This window comes from Fenollaria massiliensis (genome assembly GCF_023347705.1).
In the GTDB taxonomy this organism is placed as follows: domain Bacteria; phylum Bacillota; class Clostridia; order Tissierellales; family Peptoniphilaceae; genus Fenollaria; species Fenollaria massiliensis.
The window spans coordinates 1396022-1415261 of record NZ_CP096649.1; the positions used below are offsets into that span (position 1 = coordinate 1396022).

A 19240-nucleotide genomic window follows, 5' to 3' on the forward strand; every position below is an offset into this window, starting at 1 on the left:
CTTAAGCAGTCCTTGATAGTAAAATGTTTTTACCACTTTCAAAACATTAAAAATATTTGAGTTTTGAAAGTGACAATAGCTTTAAATTGTAATATTAATTTTCTTCTAATACTTTTTCTAAATCTCTTCTTTGATATATGATTCGAAGGATCTTTACAATAACTTTATCTTCATCTGGCAAATAAAAAACTATATAATTTTTTACATTCATACAACGCAGTCCAATCTTTTTCCATCTCTCGTAATCACATAAACGATATCGTATAGGGAATGTGTCAAGAGTATTTATCTCATTAATTATAGTATCAATAATTTTCTTTGCTGTATTAAACTCTTGCAATTCATAAGAAATATAACTTGCTATAGTTCTTAAATCTTCCTTTGCATTTTCTGAGTACAATATTTTATATTTCATTATTCAAACTCTTTACTTAATTCTTTTTCTACTTCATCTGCAGTATATGTCCTACCGTTATCAAAATCATCCATCGCCTTTAGCATTTCTTTATCAAAGTCTTCTTCACTTAGATCTTCATATACAAGTGGCTTTTTGCTTGGCATCTTCACTTCAAATGGCAATCCATTATGCATAACTACTTGTCTTAAAAATATTGATACCGCATTCGACATAGAAAGCCCCAACTCGTTAAGAACAGCTTCAGCGCCATCTTTTACATTAGGTTCAACTCTTATATATACATTTGATGTTTTCGACATAATATCACTTCCTTTGTATATATTATATCACTTTGTATAGCATTTAGCAATACTTAATTAAAATGAATTAAGCAAAAGAAAGGCACATGAGCCTTAGCTCACATGCCTTGTCATTATGTCAATTAATTAATTATAATTGATTCTTATTTTTCTTGCGATGTTAACGCAAAACTATTTAACTAATGTCCAGTCTTCTTCAACAAATCCTGGTCTTCTTCTCTTGAAGTCATGAGTGTTAGTAGCTTCTACCATGTCATTGAAGCCCCAGAAACTTGGAGTTAAATCAATGAATCTCTTGATAGATTCTTTGTTCTTTGCGTTCATAGCTGACATTGCATCATAATTTCTTTCAAATATCTTGTTAAGAATTACAACCGCTTCACATCTAGTAATGAATGCGTTTGGTCTGAATGTTCCGTCAGGGTAACCAGTGATTCTACCAGCTTGGTATTCACTGCCTATAGCTCTTTCAGCCCAGTGACCCTTAACATCTGCAAATGGTGCAACGCCATAAGGCTTGTTGTCTATTGTAGATATCATTTGAGTAAATTCTGCTCTAGTGATAGGTGCGTTTGGTCTGAATCTTCCGTCAGGGTAGCCCTTCATGATGCCTCTTGCAACTGCAGCGTTGATAGCCTTGTTGTACCAAGAGCTTGGAGTGTCAGTAAATGCTGGCTTCATTGAAGATGCATTTGCTTCTATGCCTAATAGTCTTGTTACTAAAGCAGCTGCTTCAGCTCTTGTGATGCTACCGTTAGGTCTTACCGAGCCGTCAGTGTAACCAAACATATATGCCTTGTGCTCGTTAACTGCTCTAGTGTCAATTGGTTCTACTTCTTCGTCATCTTTTGCCTTTTGTTTAGTCCAAATTGCATATAAAGTAGTTGGGTAGTAAATTCTGTCTCCAGGTCTTACTTCTTCAAGACGTCTGCTGTCATAGCTCCAACCCTTGAATATATAACCTCTTCTACGAGGAGTGTATAGGTAACGTTCGATTAATTCTCCTTCAATTACGTCATAGTGAGTAATTTCACCACTTCTGTAGTTTTCGTCTAGAGTAAGAGTTATATAGTTGTAAGTTGGTGTAGGAGGAGTAGTTTTATCCTTAACAGTTATCTTTATTTCAGATTCAACATCTTTACCATCAACTGGTACAGTTACCTTTACGGTAAAGTCTTTAGGTCCATCGTAACCATCAGGTACTGTAATATCAACTTTACCATTGTTCTTAGGAGTAACAGTTACTCCACCTGGTAAATCATTAGTATTAGTTACAGTTGGAGTACCAACCTTATCTTCAGGAACTGGTTTACCATCATTATCAGTAACAATTGGAGTTACAGTTTCTGTTTTACCCTTTTCGACTTCTGTATTAGGATATTTAACTTTAGTCTTATCTTCTCCAACAGTCACTTTTACATCAACAGGTTCATTAGATCCATCTGGATAAGTTACTTTAACTGGAATAGTTATAACATCTCCAACTTTTGCATCTTGTGGAATAACAACTGTGATAGCTCCTGTATTAGGATCAACAGTTACATTTGTTTGAGTCTTATCATTCTTAGTAAATGTAGTTCCCTTTGTTGGAGTAGTTGGTGCTGGTACAGTACCTTGTTCACCTTTTTTAGTAAATGTTGGTGGATCTATTTGAACTGTTTCACCAGGTTTTCCAGATTTATCTTCATAATGTGGATCGTAATTGTCTTTATCTGCAATAGTAGGTGTATTGTCTTCATACTTTGCTGTGAATTTTACATCAGCTGTTACGGCTGTTTTGTAGTCAGATAAATCTTTCTTGTATTCAGCTGTATCTACTGTCCAAGCTGTATGTTCTTTTCCTTTTGTTGTTACTGTTACTGTTGGAATTGTTAATTTTGGATCTGCTTTTTCAGCTTCTTGTATTGTCTTTCCATCTAATACAAATACGCTGTAAGTTTGTTTTCCACCAATGTTTCCATCGTTTGCTGTAGCATCAAATGTTACTTTATGGTATCCAGCTGGTGTATCTCCAGGATTTGATGGATCTTCTGGAATTATAACAACTTTTTTGTCTTCATACTTTGCTGTGAATTTTACATCAGCTGTTACGGCTGTTTTGTAGTCAGATAAATCTTTCTTGTATTCAGCTGTATCTACTGTCCAAGCTGTATGTTCTTTTCCTTTTGTTGTTACTGTTACTGTTGGAATTGTTAATTTTGGATCTGCTTTTTCAGCTTCTTGTATTGTCTTTCCATCTAATACAAATACGCTGTAAGTTTGTTTTCCACCAATGTTTCCATCGTTTGCTGTAGCATCAAATGTTACTTTATGGTATCCAGCTGGTGTATCTCCAGGATTTGATGGATCTTCTGGAATTATAACAACTTTTTTGTCTTCATACTTTGCTGTGAATTTTACATCAGCTGTTACGGCTGTTTTGTAGTCAGATAAATCTTTCTTGTATTCAGCTGTATCTACTGTCCAAGCTGTATGTTCTTTTCCTTTTGTTGTTACTGTTACTGTTGGAATTGTTAATTTTGGATCTGCTTTTTCAGCTTCTTGTATTGTCTTTCCATCTAATACAAATACGCTGTAAGTTTGTTTTCCACCAATGTTTCCATCGTTTGCTGTAGCATCAAATGTTACTTTATGGTATCCAGCTGGTGTATCTCCAGGATTTGATGGATCTTCTGGAATTATAACAACTTTTTTGTCTTCATACTTTGCTGTGAATTTTACATCAGCTGTTACGGCTGTTTTGTAGTCAGATAAATCTTTCTTGTATTCAGCTGTATCTACTGTCCAAGCTGTATGTTCTTTTCCTTTTGTTGTTACTGTTACTGTTGGAATTGTTAATTTTGGATCTGCTTTTTCAGCTTCTTGTATTGTCTTTCCATCTAATACAAATACGCTGTAAGTTTGTTTTCCACCAATGTTTCCATCGTTTGCTGTAGCATCAAATGTTACTTTATGGTATCCAGCTGGTGTATCTCCAGGATTTGATGGATCTTCTGGAATTATAACAACTTTTTTGTCTTCATACTTTGCTGTGAATTTTACATCAGCTGTTACGGCTGTTTTGTAGTCAGATAAATCTTTCTTGTATTCAGCTGTATCTACTGTCCAAGCTGTATGTTCTTTTCCTTTTGTTGTTACTGTTACTGTTGGAATTGTTAATTTTGGATCTGCTTTTTCAGCTTCTTGTATTGTCTTTCCATCTAATACAAATACGCTGTAAGTTTGTTTTCCACCAATGTTTCCATCGTTTGCTGTAGCATCAAATGTTACTTTATGGTATCCAGCTGGTGTATCTCCAGGATTTGATGGATCTTCTGGAATTATAACAACTTTTTTGTCTTCATACTTTGCTGTGAATTTTACATCAGCTGTTACGGCTGTTTTGTAGTCAGATAAATCTTTCTTGTATTCAGCTGTATCTACTGTCCAAGCTGTATGTTCTTTTCCTTTTGTTGTTACTGTTACTGTTGGAATTGTTAATTTTGGATCTGCTTTTTCAGCTTCTTGTATTGTCTTTCCATCTAATACAAATACGCTGTAAGTTTGTTTTCCACCAATGTTTCCATCGTTTGCTGTAGCATCAAATGTTACTTTATGGTATCCAGCTGGTGTATCTCCAGGATTTGATGGATCTTCTGGAATTATAACAACTTTTTTGTCTTCATACTTTGCTGTGAATTTTACATCAGCTGTTACGGCTGTTTTGTAGTCAGATAAATCTTTCTTGTATTCAGCTGTATCTACTGTCCAAGCTGTATGTTCTTTTCCTTTTGTTGTTACTGTTACTGTTGGAATTGTTAATTTTGGATCTGCTTTTTCAGCTTCTTGTATTGTCTTTCCATCTAATACAAATACGCTGTAAGTTTGTTTTCCACCAATGTTTCCATCGTTTGCTGTAGCATCAAATGTTACTTTATGGTATCCAGCTGGTGTATCTCCAGGATTTGATGGATCTTCTGGAATTATAACAACTTTTTTGTCTTCATACTTTGCTGTGAATTTTACATCAGCTGTTACGGCTGTTTTGTAGTCAGATAAATCTTTCTTGTATTCAGCTGTATCTACTGTCCAAGCTGTATGTTCTTTTCCTTTTGTTGTTACTGTTACTGTTGGAATTGTTAATTTTGGATCTGCTTTTTCAGCTTCTTGTATTGTCTTTCCATCTAATACAAATACGCTGTAAGTTTGTTTTCCACCAATGTTTCCATCGTTTGCTGTAGCATCAAATGTTACTTTATGGTATCCAGCTGGTGTATCTCCAGGATTTGATGGATCTTCTGGAATTATAACAACTTTTTTGTCTTCATACTTTGCTGTGAATTTTACATCAGCTGTTACGGCTGTTTTGTAGTCAGATAAATCTTTCTTGTATTCAGCTGTATCTACTGTCCAAGCTGTATGTTCTTTTCCTTTTGTTGTTACTGTTACTGTTGGAATTGTTAATTTTGGATCTGCTTTTTCAGCTTCTTGTATTGTCTTTCCATCTAATACAAATACGCTGTAAGTTTGTTTTCCACCAATGTTTCCATCGTTTGCTGTAGCATCAAATGTTACTTTATGGTATCCAGCTGGTGTATCTCCAGGATTTGATGGATCTTCTGGAATTATAACAACTTTTTTGTCTTCATACTTTGCTGTGAATTTTACATCAGCTGTTACGGCTGTTTTGTAGTCAGATAAATCTTTCTTGTATTCAGCTGTATCTACTGTCCAAGCTGTATGTTCTTTTCCTTTTGTTGTTACTGTTACTGTTGGAATTGTTAATTTTGGATCTGCTTTTTCAGCTTCTTGTATTGTCTTTCCATCTAATACAAATACGCTGTAAGTTTGTTTTCCACCAATGTTTCCATCGTTTGCTGTAGCATCAAATGTTACTTTATGGTATCCAGCTGGTGTATCTCCAGGATTTGATGGATCTTCTGGAATTATAACAACTTTTTTGTCTTCATACTTTGCTGTGAATTTTACATCAGCTGTTACGGCTGTTTTGTAGTCAGATAAATCTTTCTTGTATTCAGCTGTATCTACTGTCCAAGCTGTATGTTCTTTTCCTTTTGTTGTTACTGTTACTGTTGGAATTGTTAATTTTGGATCTGCTTTTTCAGCTTCTTGTATTGTCTTTCCATCTAATACAAATACGCTGTAAGTTTGTTTTCCACCAATGTTTCCATCGTTTGCTGTAGCATCAAATGTTACTTTATGGTATCCAGCTGGTGTATCTCCAGGATTTGATGGATCTTCTGGAATTATAACAACTTTTTTGTCTTCATACTTTGCTGTGAATTTTACATCAGCTGTTACGGCTGTTTTGTAGTCAGATAAATCTTTCTTGTATTCAGCTGTATCTACTGTCCAAGCTGTATGTTCTTTTCCTTTTGTTGTTACTGTTACTGTTGGAATTGTTAATTTTGGATCTGCTTTTTCAGCTTCTTGTATTGTCTTTCCATCTAATACAAATACGCTGTAAGTTTGTTTTCCACCAATGTTTCCATCGTTTGCTGTAGCATCAAATGTTACTTTATGGTATCCAGCTGGTGTATCTCCAGGATTTGATGGATCTTCTGGAATTATAACAACTTTTTTGTCTTCATACTTTGCTGTGAATTTTACATCAGCTGTTACGGCTGTTTTGTAGTCAGATAAATCTTTCTTGTATTCAGCTGTATCTACTGTCCAAGCTGTATGTTCTTTTCCTTTTGTTGTTACTGTTACTGTTGGAATTGTTAATTTTGGATCTGCTTTTTCAGCTTCTTGTATTGTCTTTCCATCTAATACAAATACGCTGTAAGTTTGTTTTCCACCAATGTTTCCATCGTTTGCTGTAGCATCAAATGTTACTTTATGGTATCCAGCTGGTGTATCTCCAGGATTTGATGGATCTTCTGGAATTATAACAACTTTTTTGTCTTCATACTTTGCTGTGAATTTTACATCAGCTGTTACGGCTGTTTTGTAGTCAGATAAATCTTTCTTGTATTCAGCTGTATCTACTGTCCAAGCTGTATGTTCTTTTCCTTTTGTTGTTACTGTTACTGTTGGAATTGTTAATTTTGGATCTGCTTTTTCAGCTTCTTGTATTGTCTTTCCATCTAATACAAATACGCTGTAAGTTTGTTTTCCACCAATGTTTCCATCGTTTGCTGTAGCATCAAATGTTACTTTATGGTATCCAGCTGGTGTATCTCCAGGATTTGATGGATCTTCTGGAATTATAACAACTTTTTTGTCTTCATACTTTGCTGTGAATTTTACATCAGCTGTTACGGCTGTTTTGTAGTCAGATAAATCTTTCTTGTATTCAGCTGTATCTACTGTCCAAGCTGTATGTTCTTTTCCTTTTGTTGTTACTGTTACTGTTGGAATTGTTAATTTTGGATCTGCTTTTTCAGCTTCTTGTATTGTCTTTCCATCTAATACAAATACGCTGTAAGTTTGTTTTCCACCAATGTTTCCATCGTTTGCTGTAGCATCAAATGTTACTTTATGGTATCCAGCTGGTGTATCTCCAGGATTTGATGGATCTTCTGGAATTATAACAACTTTTTTGTCTTCATACTTTGCTGTGAATTTTACATCAGCTGTTACGGCTGTTTTGTAGTCAGATAAATCTTTCTTGTATTCAGCTGTATCTACTGTCCAAGCTGTATGTTCTTTTCCTTTTGTTGTTACTGTTACTGTTGGAATTGTTAATTTTGGATCTGCTTTTTCAGCTTCTTGTATTGTCTTTCCATCTAATACAAATACGCTGTAAGTTTGTTTTCCACCAATGTTTCCATCGTTTGCTGTAGCATCAAATGTTACTTTATGGTATCCAGCTGGTGTATCTCCAGGATTTGATGGATCTTCTGGAATTATAACAACTTTTTTGTCTTCATACTTTGCTGTGAATTTTACATCAGCTGTTACGGCTGTTTTGTAGTCAGATAAATCTTTCTTGTATTCAGCTGTATCTACTGTCCAAGCTGTATGTTCTTTTCCTTTTGTTGTTACTGTTACTGTTGGAATTGTTAATTTTGGATCTGCTTTTTCAGCTTCTTGTATTGTCTTTCCATCTAATACAAATACGCTGTAAGTTTGTTTTCCACCAATGTTTCCATCGTTTGCTGTAGCATCAAATGTTACTTTATGGTATCCAGCTGGTGTATCTCCAGGATTTGATGGATCTTCTGGAATTATAACAACTTTTTTGTCTTCATACTTTGCTGTGAATTTTACATCAGCTGTTACGGCTGTTTTGTAGTCAGATAAATCTTTCTTGTATTCAGCTGTATCTACTGTCCAAGCTGTATGTTCTTTTCCTTTTGTTGTTACTGTTACTGTTGGAATTGTTAATTTTGGATCTGCTTTTTCAGCTTCTTGTATTGTCTTTCCATCTAATACAAATACGCTGTAAGTTTGTTTTCCACCAATGTTTCCATCGTTTGCTGTAGCATCAAATGTTACTTTATGGTATCCAGCTGGTGTATCTCCAGGATTTGATGGATCTTCTGGAATTATAACAACTTTTTTGTCTTCATACTTTGCTGTGAATTTTACATCAGCTGTTACGGCTGTTTTGTAGTCAGATAAATCTTTCTTGTATTCAGCTGTATCTACTGTCCAAGCTGTATGTTCTTTTCCTTTTGTTGTTACTGTTACTGTTGGAATTGTTAATTTTGGATCTGCTTTTTCAGCTTCTTGTATTGTCTTTCCATCTAATACAAATACGCTGTAAGTTTGTTTTCCACCAATGTTTCCATCGTTTGCTGTAGCATCAAATGTTACTTTATGGTATCCAGCTGGTGTATCTCCAGGATTTGATGGATCTTCTGGAATTATAACAACTTTTTTGTCTTCATACTTTGCTGTGAATTTTACATCAGCTGTTACGGCTGTTTTGTAGTCAGATAAATCTTTCTTGTATTCAGCTGTATCTACTGTCCAAGCTGTATGTTCTTTTCCTTTTGTTGTTACTGTTACTGTTGGAATTGTTAATTTTGGATCTGCTTTTTCAGCTTCTTGTATTGTCTTTCCATCTAATACAAATACGCTGTAAGTTTGTTTTCCACCAATGTTTCCATCGTTTGCTGTAGCATCAAATGTTACTTTATGGTATCCAGCTGGTGTATCTCCAGGATTTGATGGATCTTCTGGAATTATAACAACTTTTTTGTCTTCATACTTTGCTGTGAATTTTACATCAGCTGTTACGGCTGTTTTGTAGTCAGATAAATCTTTCTTGTATTCAGCTGTATCTACTGTCCAAGCTGTATGTTCTTTTCCTTTTGTTGTTACTGTTACTGTTGGAATTGTTAATTTTGGATCTGCTTTTTCAGCTTCTTGTATTGTCTTTCCATCTAATACAAATACGCTGTAAGTTTGTTTTCCACCAATGTTTCCATCGTTTGCTGTAGCATCAAATGTTACTTTATGGTATCCAGCTGGTGTATCTCCAGGATTTGATGGATCTTCTGGAATTATAACAACTTTTTTGTCTTCATACTTTGCTGTGAATTTTACATCAGCTGTTACGGCTGTTTTGTAGTCAGATAAATCTTTCTTGTATTCAGCTGTATCTACTGTCCAAGCTGTATGTTCTTTTCCTTTTGTTGTTACTGTTACTGTTGGAATTGTTAATTTTGGATCTGCTTTTTCAGCTTCTTGTATTGTCTTTCCATCTAATACAAATACGCTGTAAGTTTGTTTTCCACCAATGTTTCCATCGTTTGCTGTAGCATCAAATGTTACTTTATGGTATCCAGCTGGTGTATCTCCAGGATTTGATGGATCTTCTGGAATTATAACAACTTTTTTGTCTTCATACTTTGCTGTGAATTTTACATCAGCTGTTACGGCTGTTTTGTAGTCAGATAAATCTTTCTTGTATTCAGCTGTATCTACTGTCCAAGCTGTATGTTCTTTTCCTTTTGTTGTTACTGTTACTGTTGGAATTGTTAATTTTGGATCTGCTTTTTCAGCTTCTTGTATTGTCTTTCCATCTAATACAAATACGCTGTAAGTTTGTTTTCCACCAATGTTTCCATCGTTTGCTGTAGCATCAAATGTTACTTTATGGTATCCAGCTGGTGTATCTCCAGGATTTGATGGATCTTCTGGAATTATAACAACTTTTTTGTCTTCATACTTTGCTGTGAATTTTACATCAGCTGTTACGGCTGTTTTGTAGTCAGATAAATCTTTCTTGTATTCAGCTGTATCTACTGTCCAAGCTGTATGTTCTTTTCCTTTTGTTGTTACTGTTACTGTTGGAATTGTTAATTTTGGATCTGCTTTTTCAGCTTCTTGTATTGTCTTTCCATCTAATACAAATACGCTGTAAGTTTGTTTTCCACCAATGTTTCCATCGTTTGCTGTAGCATCAAATGTTACTTTATGGTATCCAGCTGGTGTATCTCCAGGATTTGATGGGTCTTGCGGAATTATTACGATTGGTCTGACAACCAACGGTACAAGGTCTTTGTGGCCTTTTGCAACTAAAACTTCTTTACCTGTGTCATTTTTTTTGTAAATGTCATAAGTTACTTCTACGTTTGGTCCTGGATCGCCATCTAGAACATCTTCTGTTGCTTTTGCTTCTTTTGTTGGTATTCCTGTAATCTTAAAACCATTTGTTGCATCGCCTTCAACTTTGAGACCTTCTATTTCTTTACCAGAAATAAAGTTTACGCTCTTCATCTTGTAGATGTAATCTTTGCCCTTCGGGTCTTTTGCAGGTTCCGGTTTTACATCTTGGCTATAGGCTACGCCTACTTCTCCGGCTTTAAGAGGAGAGTCGGTTACTGCAATGTAACGGTCTCTTGTTCCTTCGATATTTCCTGACTTATCTGGCAAAATTATTTTGAAGGCAGCTTTGTATAAGCCGGCTGTCTTTGCCTTGCCTTTGATAGTACCAGTAGTAGCCTCCATTGTTAAGGCTTCAGGTAATCCAGTTGCAGAGTAAGTTGCATCCTTCATTTCTTTGTCGCTAGCTTTTGGATTGACTATAGATACATCGTCATAACGAGAAATGAATAAATGGCTGACTTCTACTGTAAATGAGTCTGCTGCAATTGGTTGATCCTCTAATTTTCCGCCCGGTTTTACTCTGTAAAGTTTTGCCGTATATTCTGTGGTTTCATTAATAGTAAGCTTGCTTGTGTCAAGTGGTGCTGAGTCAATAGTACCTGTAGAGCTTGGTTTTTGTGGGGTTCCTCTTCCTACTTCTTTTCCATTGGGGTCGTACCATACGATGACGAAGCTGTCCGATGAAACTTTATAAGGAAGTCCTGTTGTCTTTGTTTGTGCAATATCTCCAGGCAATGCTGTATTGGCCTCAGAGTCGTAGTTTGTGATTTCGAAGTTTACTCCCGGTGAACCGAAGCCAAAGTCTGCTCTAATATTATTGTTAGTATCTACTGCAGTTGTTACACCAAAGGCAGCTTGTGCCCATCCACTGTGAATACCCCAGTTACCTGTAAGACCGCTTGTGCCTGTGAACCAGTTATTGTTAAAAGGAGTCATCAAGCGTAGATCTTCTGTATCATCTGCAGAAATAAACATCCAGTCAATATTAATGTGCTTTGTATCTTGACCTATACCGACAGCAAAGGAGCCGTCATTAGGGCTAGCTGCTACAGTACCTATGCGGTCTTTCTTCGCTTGTGGCCAAAGTGCAGGTGGTGTGTAATTATAAACGCCTTTATTTCTTGCAGGTCCCCAAGTTCCGTTAAATTGGATTATATAATTGCCTTCGGCATTGGTTCCTGTAGCAGGTGTTATTACAGTTTCAGCAATCCACTTATCCGGCTCTTGCTTTACTTGTTCTTGTATCCACTTTTGAAGTTGTGTTTCTAAAGCATAGGACCATTTGCTGCCACGAATATCGTCAGGACTGGAAAGGTTCATCCTTGCAACTGTGGCATCACTATAGATTTGCTTCAAAGCATAGTCTGATAGATAAGATGCTTTAATCTTAACACCTTTTGCCGGAGATGATGGTGTGGCTACAATACCCCATTGGACACCGCCGGAAGGCGATTCATAGTCCCATGTCACCTTGCCCCATACAGTTCCTCCACTTCCAATACCCGTTCTTACTGCAGGTGTTTCTGTAGGTTTTGCCTTGTGCATAAAGGCCTTTGGCTTTTCCATGAAGAGGATCTTCATGTCGCTGATGGTATTAGGCACAACATCTGTAGTTGCCCCACCTTGTGATACCCATTGATTATCGGAAGGGAAGACCACATTTTCTCCTGTTATATATTGAAGTTGGTAATCTTTTTTAAAGCTATCCGGAAGATTTTCATCATCAATCCAGAATCTGTACTTTTCATTACCACCTGATACGGTCGTATCGGCATCAAATTTAATAATCTTGCCATCGGCTGCTACATAAGGCTTACATCCTATATTAAGTCTACCTTGGGCATCTGAAACTGCCGTATAAACCGGTGATGCATAACCACCTTTTTCAAACCATTGGAAGTAGGCTCTTACACCTGCTATGGGTTTAAATTGTTGGTCTAATGCATTTCCTTGTAACTTCATGTTAAGGTCGCCCCCAACTTGAATACCTACATAGGCATGGATGGCATTTTTGTCTTTATTGCCTACGCTTGATTCAATGGAGTCTTCCACATTTTTCTTGATTTGTGGGTCTTGTGCGAAAACATTCACTGGCATCATAGTCACTATCATTAAAAATGCCATGACTAGTGCGAGTGTTTTTCGCAAATAATTTTTCTTTTGCATTTTATTCTCCTTTCGTATTTCTTGCTTTGCGCAAGTTCTTTTGCTTTTGATCTCTGTGCTGCTCGCTTTACTTTGTTAAAGTCATTAAAAAAGACGGGTCGTGCCACCGACTCGTCTATAATCGAAATAATTGCTTGTGTTTTAAGTAAATGATTAAAAACCTAGCAAGTTCCTCTCTAAATGTAGCTAGCAATTTAGTGAAATACTTTTGCTAAGTATGTCTTTAACGAAGTTTTTCTGGTGGCACAGAAGATCATATTTACTTTGGTTTAATTGTAGCACATATTTGTCAGAAAAGCAATCTTTTTTTATAATTTAACGAAAATGTAACAATTATCTAGAGCGGTGTACCCCCCCCCCGTCACGTTTTTTACGTTTTCTGTCTAATTGCAAAAAATGCTAGGCAATTCCCTAACACTTAAATAATTTTTTATTCTCTTCCTTATTATATAGGGGTGGATTTATTAGGTGGTTTTAAAATTTTTTAATAAAATTTTATCTAATTTAATATATTAATACTGATTTTAAATTTTTTATCGAATACTTATTTTTCGATTATTTTGCAGAATAAATTTATAAGAAGTAATCTACTCACCCAATTTTGCGATTATTTTGCAGATAAAATCAATGAATTTTCTTTACGGAGAACTTTTATGAGCGAAATAGTACAGATGAGTACATTGGAGCGATTAAAAGTTTGTAGTGAAGAAAAGGCGTGATTTTTGCGTAAAAGAATGCAAAATTACTACTAAAGCAAAATAAATATACTTATCCATACTATACGTGCCAGATTGCTCCCTCATTTCTACCCAAATTTATGCGCTCTTGAAGACATAGCGTTAAATATTCCAGTCCAAATCTAACTGCTTCTTCCATTGTATATCCTTTTGCTAGGTATGTGGCGATGGCGGTAGATACTGTTGCACCTAAGCCGAAGGCTTGTCTATCGACTCTCTTCCTATCTATAATTTTTTCTAGGCCATCTATCACGAGTACGTCTTTTAGTTCGCCTTCTAGTGCGCCTCCTGTAATCAGAACGCTTGTGTCGTATTTATCATGAAGTTTTTGTGCTGCGGCCATCATTTCCATAACTGTAGTGACTTTAAGTCCTGATAAAACTTCTGCTTCTTTCATGTTTGGCGTAAGTAGTGTGACTTTATCGAAGATGTTTTCTTTTATATAGTCAAGTGTTTCGGCGTCGGTGTAGATATGGCCAAATTTTGAGGCGATGACTGGATCTAGCACGATGGGCACTTCATTAAAGTACTTGTCGAGCGCGTCTTTAACCGCCTTTGCCTGATTGATGTTTGAGATGAGGCCGACTTTGACGCAGCCGATGCGAAAGTCCTCGCTCGCCGCCTTTATCTGATCGTAGACCATGGACGAAGAAAGCGCAAGTCTTGAGATTGACCTTTGTGTATTTTGGCTGGTCACGCATGTCGTCGCGACTGTGCAGTAGGTATTTAGTTTTAGTGCTGTCTTGACGTCTGCCTCTACGCCTCTTAGGGCGCTTGAGTCTAAGGCTGAGATTGACAGTATTACAGGCTTTTCTTTTAGCATGACTAGTCTCCTTTATTAAGATGATTTTATTACATTAGGCTCTTTTTGTCAAGCTATCCTTTATGTTTCACGATGTAGTAGTACTTTTCAAGTATCTCGTAGTCATTTGCCCTGTATGAAAGGTTTGCCAAATCTAGCTCTATTTCTACTGTATCTCCCGCATTATAATATTTATTCACCTTGTTTATGGCCTTAATGTCTTTGTACTTATCAAGATTTTTATACTTTATGTGAAGTGTGTAAACGTCCATCAGCTCTTGATTTTGTGTCTTTTTTATTTTAAACTCATCTACATCGTCCCAGCTTATGCTGATGGGTTTATATTTGGAGAATTTATCTACAAAGACGTTCTCTTTTAAAACCAAAGCCTCCTCTCTAAATATAAGGAGGATGACGTTTTTGAGTGCGTTTAAAACCATAAACACAAAGAAAAAGAAGAAAAGGACTATAACCCATTGAAATATGCCGCCTTTTTCGACTAGGCTTCCTAGGATTGCAAAGCCGATGGTAAAGGCTGGAAATATTGCAAATACAAAGAGCAGCAGCCTTTTAAAGTAATGCAGAGCAGAAAAATTTATACTAAGTTCTTCCATAATATCACCCAAGATATAATATCACCTGATTGTTAAGAAAACGTAAAAAGCTCTCTGAGATATTGTCTCAAAGAGCTGATATAATTATTTATTTTCTATGAATTTAATAATTTTATATATTGTTAGTGCAAGTTCTTCTCTTGTGTATGTGCCTTTTGCGTTGTAAGTATCTGTGCTAGCTCCACTAACAAGGCCTATCTCGTCAAGGTATTTAACTTGATTAAGTGCCCATGAAGCAATTTGGTCTTGGTCTTTGTAATTAAAGTTTTTAATTTTTGGCATATTGATATTGTGTTCTTTTATGAAATTATAGATAACTGAGGCAAATTCTTGGCGTGTAATGTTTTGTGCTGCCTTAACTGTTTTGTCTGTGTAGCCTTTGTAAATTCCGTGTGTTAGTGCCCATGTCATAGCGTCTGCGTACCACTCGTCTCCTTTTATGTCTAGGTAGTCGATGAAGCCTACTGATTTATCTTTGGAAATTGTCATAAGGACTTGAGCTAGCATGGCGCGATTGATGGCTAATTTGCCTTTAAACTCTGTATCTGAAACGCCGCTTAGTATGCCTCTTGCGATAAGTTCTCTAATGGCTTCGCCTTTTTCGCCTTGTGGCAGGTCTTTGTGCTGAACTAGTCTAAGTGCTTGTGCTGGTACTAATATGCCGTAGTCCATTTTTTCTTGTTTTTCCTCTTGTTTTTCTTCAGATTCTATATTTTTATCTTTTTTAGGATTTTTATCTGTTTTATGTTTTTTGTCATATTTATCATTTCTATCGTGTTTATCATTTTTATTATTTTTATCATTTCTGTCGTATCTATCGTATCTGTCAAATTTGTTGTTTTCTTTGTCTTTTATTTGTGGAATTTGTTCTTTTTCTTTATTATTGTCTTTATTATTATTTTCTTCTGCTTTTTTATCTTCTTTTACTATGAGTTTTTGATTATCTAGTGTAAGCTCTGTATCATCTGTAAATTTTAATTTGATTTTACCAAGTTTTTCGCCTGCTGTCTTTGTATCTCTGTTTGACTCGTCTGTAACTTTAGCATTATTAATATATTTTTGGTAGTCTTCTTTTCCTGTTACTGAGTCTTTAATTTTAACGCCGTTTTCCCAATTTACTTTGTCGTTCTTATTAACTGTGATGTCTTTTGCTTCGATTTTATCTTTTATCTCGTTTACTATTGCGTTTCTAAATGGTATTCTTAGCCAAAGGAAGGCTTCTTTGTCTTTGCAGGCTTTTTTACTAAGTCTTATGCCGCCTTCATGATTATTCATACTTTCAAGCTTTGTATCGTCATTAAGTGACATCGAACCTTTTAGGCCTTCATATATCATATCTTTGATTGCATCTTTTGTCTGTGTTTCATTTAAATTACCTATTTCTTTTTTTAAATCGTTTCCTTCTTTTTCATCAAGTTTAAATTTTAGCTTGTCAATTTTTCCTTCTCTATATAAGTCAGTAATTGCTCCTGCAAGGCTATCCATATCTATTTCTGAAAACTTTTTATCTTTTTTCACTATTGTAAATAGCAATTCATAATGTGCAACATATTTATCAGGATTTTGATTACTTCTTACGTCTACGTCTTTTAATTTATTAAGTCTAAGTACATAATCATCATTTTTCGTATTAACGCTTTCAATTTTATTTTTAAGCGCTTCTTCAAGCTCTTTTATCACATCGTCTTGTGTTTGGCAGCCAGCCACTTGTGGATCTTGTACATCTTGTGCATCTTGCTTTACTTCTTCTTTTTCCGCTTCTTCTGAAGCTACTACTGTTTCAGCATTTTTCGCATCTGTCATGTCTGCCTTAACGCTTTCTGCCTTGATTGACTCGAATTGTGATAGTGCAAAGGCAATGATGAATGCTATCGAAATAATTCTTTTTAATTTGTTCATTTTAAAACTCCTCTCTTAAGCCTAAATATTTGGCTTGTGTATAAATTATGCATAAGCTTAGTAAATTCAGGCTTTATCTGCCATATATTACTTGCGATTGCGAAATAATTATAACATTTACGAAAAGCGAAAATATTTACAAAACATTTACAAATTTAACGAATTAAAATTTTATATTGCTGGCTTCATAAAAACATGAGTAAAATGGCATAAAAAAGCTCTTCAAGGCTTTACCTCAAAGAGCTTATGATATTAATTTTCTTTATTAAGCATATCGTTTTTGATTTTCCAAAGTTTTTTGCTAAGGTCAACGTAGTACTCGTGTGGATTTTCAAGTCTTTTGACTTCGTCCCAAAGCTTATCGACTTCTTCTAAGGAATATTTTTGCACTTCATCGATTGTCTTCTTATTATATACTAATTTACCTTTATCGAAAATTTTCTTTAGAAGTGGCTTTGCTGTGTAATTTGAAAGTGTTTTCTTCTTCCATGTGTATAATGGATGGAAGATCTCGATATCTTTTGTGAAATCGATCTCTTCATCGTGTGTTGTAACTAGGTCTGCAAGTGCCTTTCCTGTTTCATTGTCGTATAATCTATATAGCTTTTTAAATCCAGGTGTAGTGATCTTTTCAACGTCGCCACTAATTTTGATCTTGTATATTTCTTTACCGTCTTTGAATGTGGATACGAGTTTATATACGCCGCCAAAAACTGGTTCGCTTCTTGATGTGATCAGTCTTTCGCCAACACCAAAGCCATCGATTTGTGCGCCTTGACCAAGAAGGTCTTTAATCACGTACTCATCGAGTGAGTTTGAGACCATGATCTTAACATTTGGGTAGCCTGCTTCATCAAGCATAATTCTTGCTTTTTTCGATAGATAAGCAAGGTCGCCTGAGTCTATCCTGATTCCAACGCCTTCATGACCACCCTCCCTAAGCTCATCAAAAACTTTGATCGCGTTTGGAATGCCTTCTTCGAGTGTATTGTAGGTGTCAACGAGTAAAACGCAGGAGTCTGGATAAACTTTTGCGTAGGCTCTAAAGGCTTCTAGCTCTGTATCAAACATTTGTACCCACGAGTGAGCCATGGTGCCTGTGGCTGGAACGCCAAAGAACTTGTCTGTGATAGTGTTTGCAGTAGCTTTAGCGCCGCCGATGTAGGCTGCTCTTGCACCAAGTATCGCCGCTTCGCTCGCTTGAGCACGTCTTGAGCCAAATTCTGAAACGGCTCTGCCCTTAGCGACTCTAACGATTCTGCTTGCCTTTGTCGCTATCAAGGATTGGTAGTTTATAGTAAGAAGTATCATCGTCTCCATGATTTGCGCTTCTTTTACAGGTCCCTTGACTATGATGATGGGTTCTTGTGGAAATACCGGTGTACCCTCTTCAACCGCCCATACATCGCATGTAAATTTAAAATTTCTTAAAAAGTCCAAAAATTCTTCTGAAAATATTTTTTTGCTTTTAAAATATTCTATATCATCATCTGTAAATTTAAGATTTTCTATATATTCAATGACTTGTTCAAGTCCTGCGCAGATGGCGAAGCCGCCGTTGTCAGGGACTTTTCTAAAGAACATATCAAAGACTGCCTCTGTATTTTCTACGCCATTAGCAATATAACCATTTGCCATAGTGAACTCGTAGTAGTCCGCTAGCATCGATAGGTTTATGCTTTTATTATCATTTTTCATTTAATCCTCCCAAAGCTCCTTTAGTCTGCCTTTTAATTTGTATCTCACATGCTTTAACTCGCCTGTGTTGCGTGAAGATGTAATGAGCATCAGCTTTCTAAGCTTTTCCGAAAAGCTATCCAAGTAATCTTTACTAGCTTCATAAGAGCCGTGATAAACGTATTTTAATAGCTCTCCGCCAAGCGCAACGACGTCAGCGCCTATAACGTAGGCTTTGAAAGCGTCCATCGCAGTCCTTATACCGCCTGAGGCGATTAAAGTAAATTTATACTTTTTCTTGAGCTCTCTTGCATATAGTATAGAGAGTGCTGTTGGCGTACCAAAGTCAAATATATCTGAGAAATCTTCGGCAGCGTTCGCCATGGACTCGATCCTAGCAAAATTTGTGCCGCCCGCACCTGATATGTCGATGTACTTGACACCGAGCTTGGCAAGATCCTCGATATTTCTTTGACTCATACCAAAACCGCATTCTTTAACTATGATTGGTAGCTTAAAATAATTAAGTGCCGCCTCGATATTTTTCATATAGCTAGTAAAATCCCTGTCACCGTTACAATTGATAAGCTCTTGAAAGGCATTTAGATGTATGGCGATGGCGTTGGCATTAATTAGCTCAACTGCCTTCTTCATCACGTCTAAATCCGCTGTAGCGCCGACATTGGCTATAAGGTAGCCGTCTTTGTTTACTTCGCGTGCAATGGTGAATGTTTCAGGAAACTTATTGTCCACAACAGCCACTTTCTCGCTTCCAAGCATCATAGGTATATTGTAGTCTTTTGCGAGCCTAGCAAGAATCTCATTGATTCGAAGCGCCTTTTCTGTGCCGCCAGTCATCGCATTTATGTAAAAAGGACGAGAAAAGTTTCTGTTGAAGAATTTCTTTTCCAGTCTAACCTCGTCTATGGAAAGCTCAGGAAGAGAGTTGTTGTCTATGAAAACATCTGAAAGAAGCGTGTCAGTACTGCCATCTTCCGCTCTTAAAAAGTTTGTCAGATGGAGTTCTTTGACTTTCTCCTTGTAATCAATCTTTTTCATGGTTC

The 19240-nt window shown here is 36.2% G+C and carries 8 protein-coding genes; all 8 read right to left on the reverse strand.

Going from position 1 to position 19240, the window contains the following annotated elements; translation table 11 throughout:
* Positions 1 to 94: 94 nt before the first annotated feature.
* The 8 genes from M1R53_RS06765 to fni all read right to left on the reverse strand — a co-directional run bounded on the left by M1R53_RS06765 (position 95) and on the right by fni (position 19235).
* The gene (locus M1R53_RS06765) at positions 95 to 415 is read right to left on the reverse strand and encodes a type II toxin-antitoxin system RelE/ParE family toxin (protein ID WP_249242476.1); all 321 of its coding nucleotides are present in this window, start codon (positions 413 to 415) and stop codon (positions 95 to 97) included.
* Positions 415 to 717 (reverse strand): type II toxin-antitoxin system RelB/DinJ family antitoxin, encoded by a 303-nt coding sequence (locus M1R53_RS06770; protein WP_249242477.1) that lies wholly within the window; start codon positions 715 to 717, stop codon positions 415 to 417. Before M1R53_RS06770 ends, M1R53_RS06765 begins: the two co-directional genes overlap by 1 nt.
* 171 nt (positions 718 to 888) lie before the next feature.
* Positions 889 to 12447, reverse strand: a complete 11559-nt coding sequence (locus M1R53_RS06775) for an S-layer homology domain-containing protein (protein WP_249242478.1) — start codon at positions 12445 to 12447, stop codon at positions 889 to 891.
* Positions 12448 to 13224: 777 nt separating this feature from the next.
* Positions 13225 to 14007 carry a bifunctional hydroxymethylpyrimidine kinase/phosphomethylpyrimidine kinase gene (thiD, locus tag M1R53_RS06780; RefSeq protein ID WP_249242479.1) on the reverse strand — a complete coding sequence of 261 codons (783 nt, stop codon included), beginning with the start codon at positions 14005 to 14007 and terminating at the stop codon, positions 13225 to 13227.
* Between the two features lie 53 nt (positions 14008 to 14060).
* Positions 14061 to 14600, reverse strand: coding sequence for a hypothetical protein (locus M1R53_RS06785; RefSeq protein ID WP_249242480.1), 540 nt, complete (start codon positions 14598 to 14600; stop codon positions 14061 to 14063).
* An 84-nt stretch (positions 14601 to 14684) separates the two neighbouring features.
* Entirely contained in the window at positions 14685 to 16499 is a 1815-nt protein-coding gene (locus M1R53_RS06790) for an S-layer homology domain-containing protein (protein WP_249242481.1), read from the reverse strand.
* A 252-nt stretch (positions 16500 to 16751) separates the two neighbouring features.
* A complete protein-coding gene (locus tag M1R53_RS06795) occupies positions 16752 to 18197 on the reverse strand; it encodes a nicotinate phosphoribosyltransferase (RefSeq protein ID WP_249242482.1) in 1446 nt (481 codons plus the stop codon).
* Complete coding sequence (fni, locus tag M1R53_RS06800; protein ID WP_249242483.1) at positions 18198 to 19235, reverse strand: type 2 isopentenyl-diphosphate Delta-isomerase; 1038 nt, start codon at positions 19233 to 19235, stop codon at positions 18198 to 18200.
* Positions 19236 to 19240: the final 5 nt, after the last annotated feature.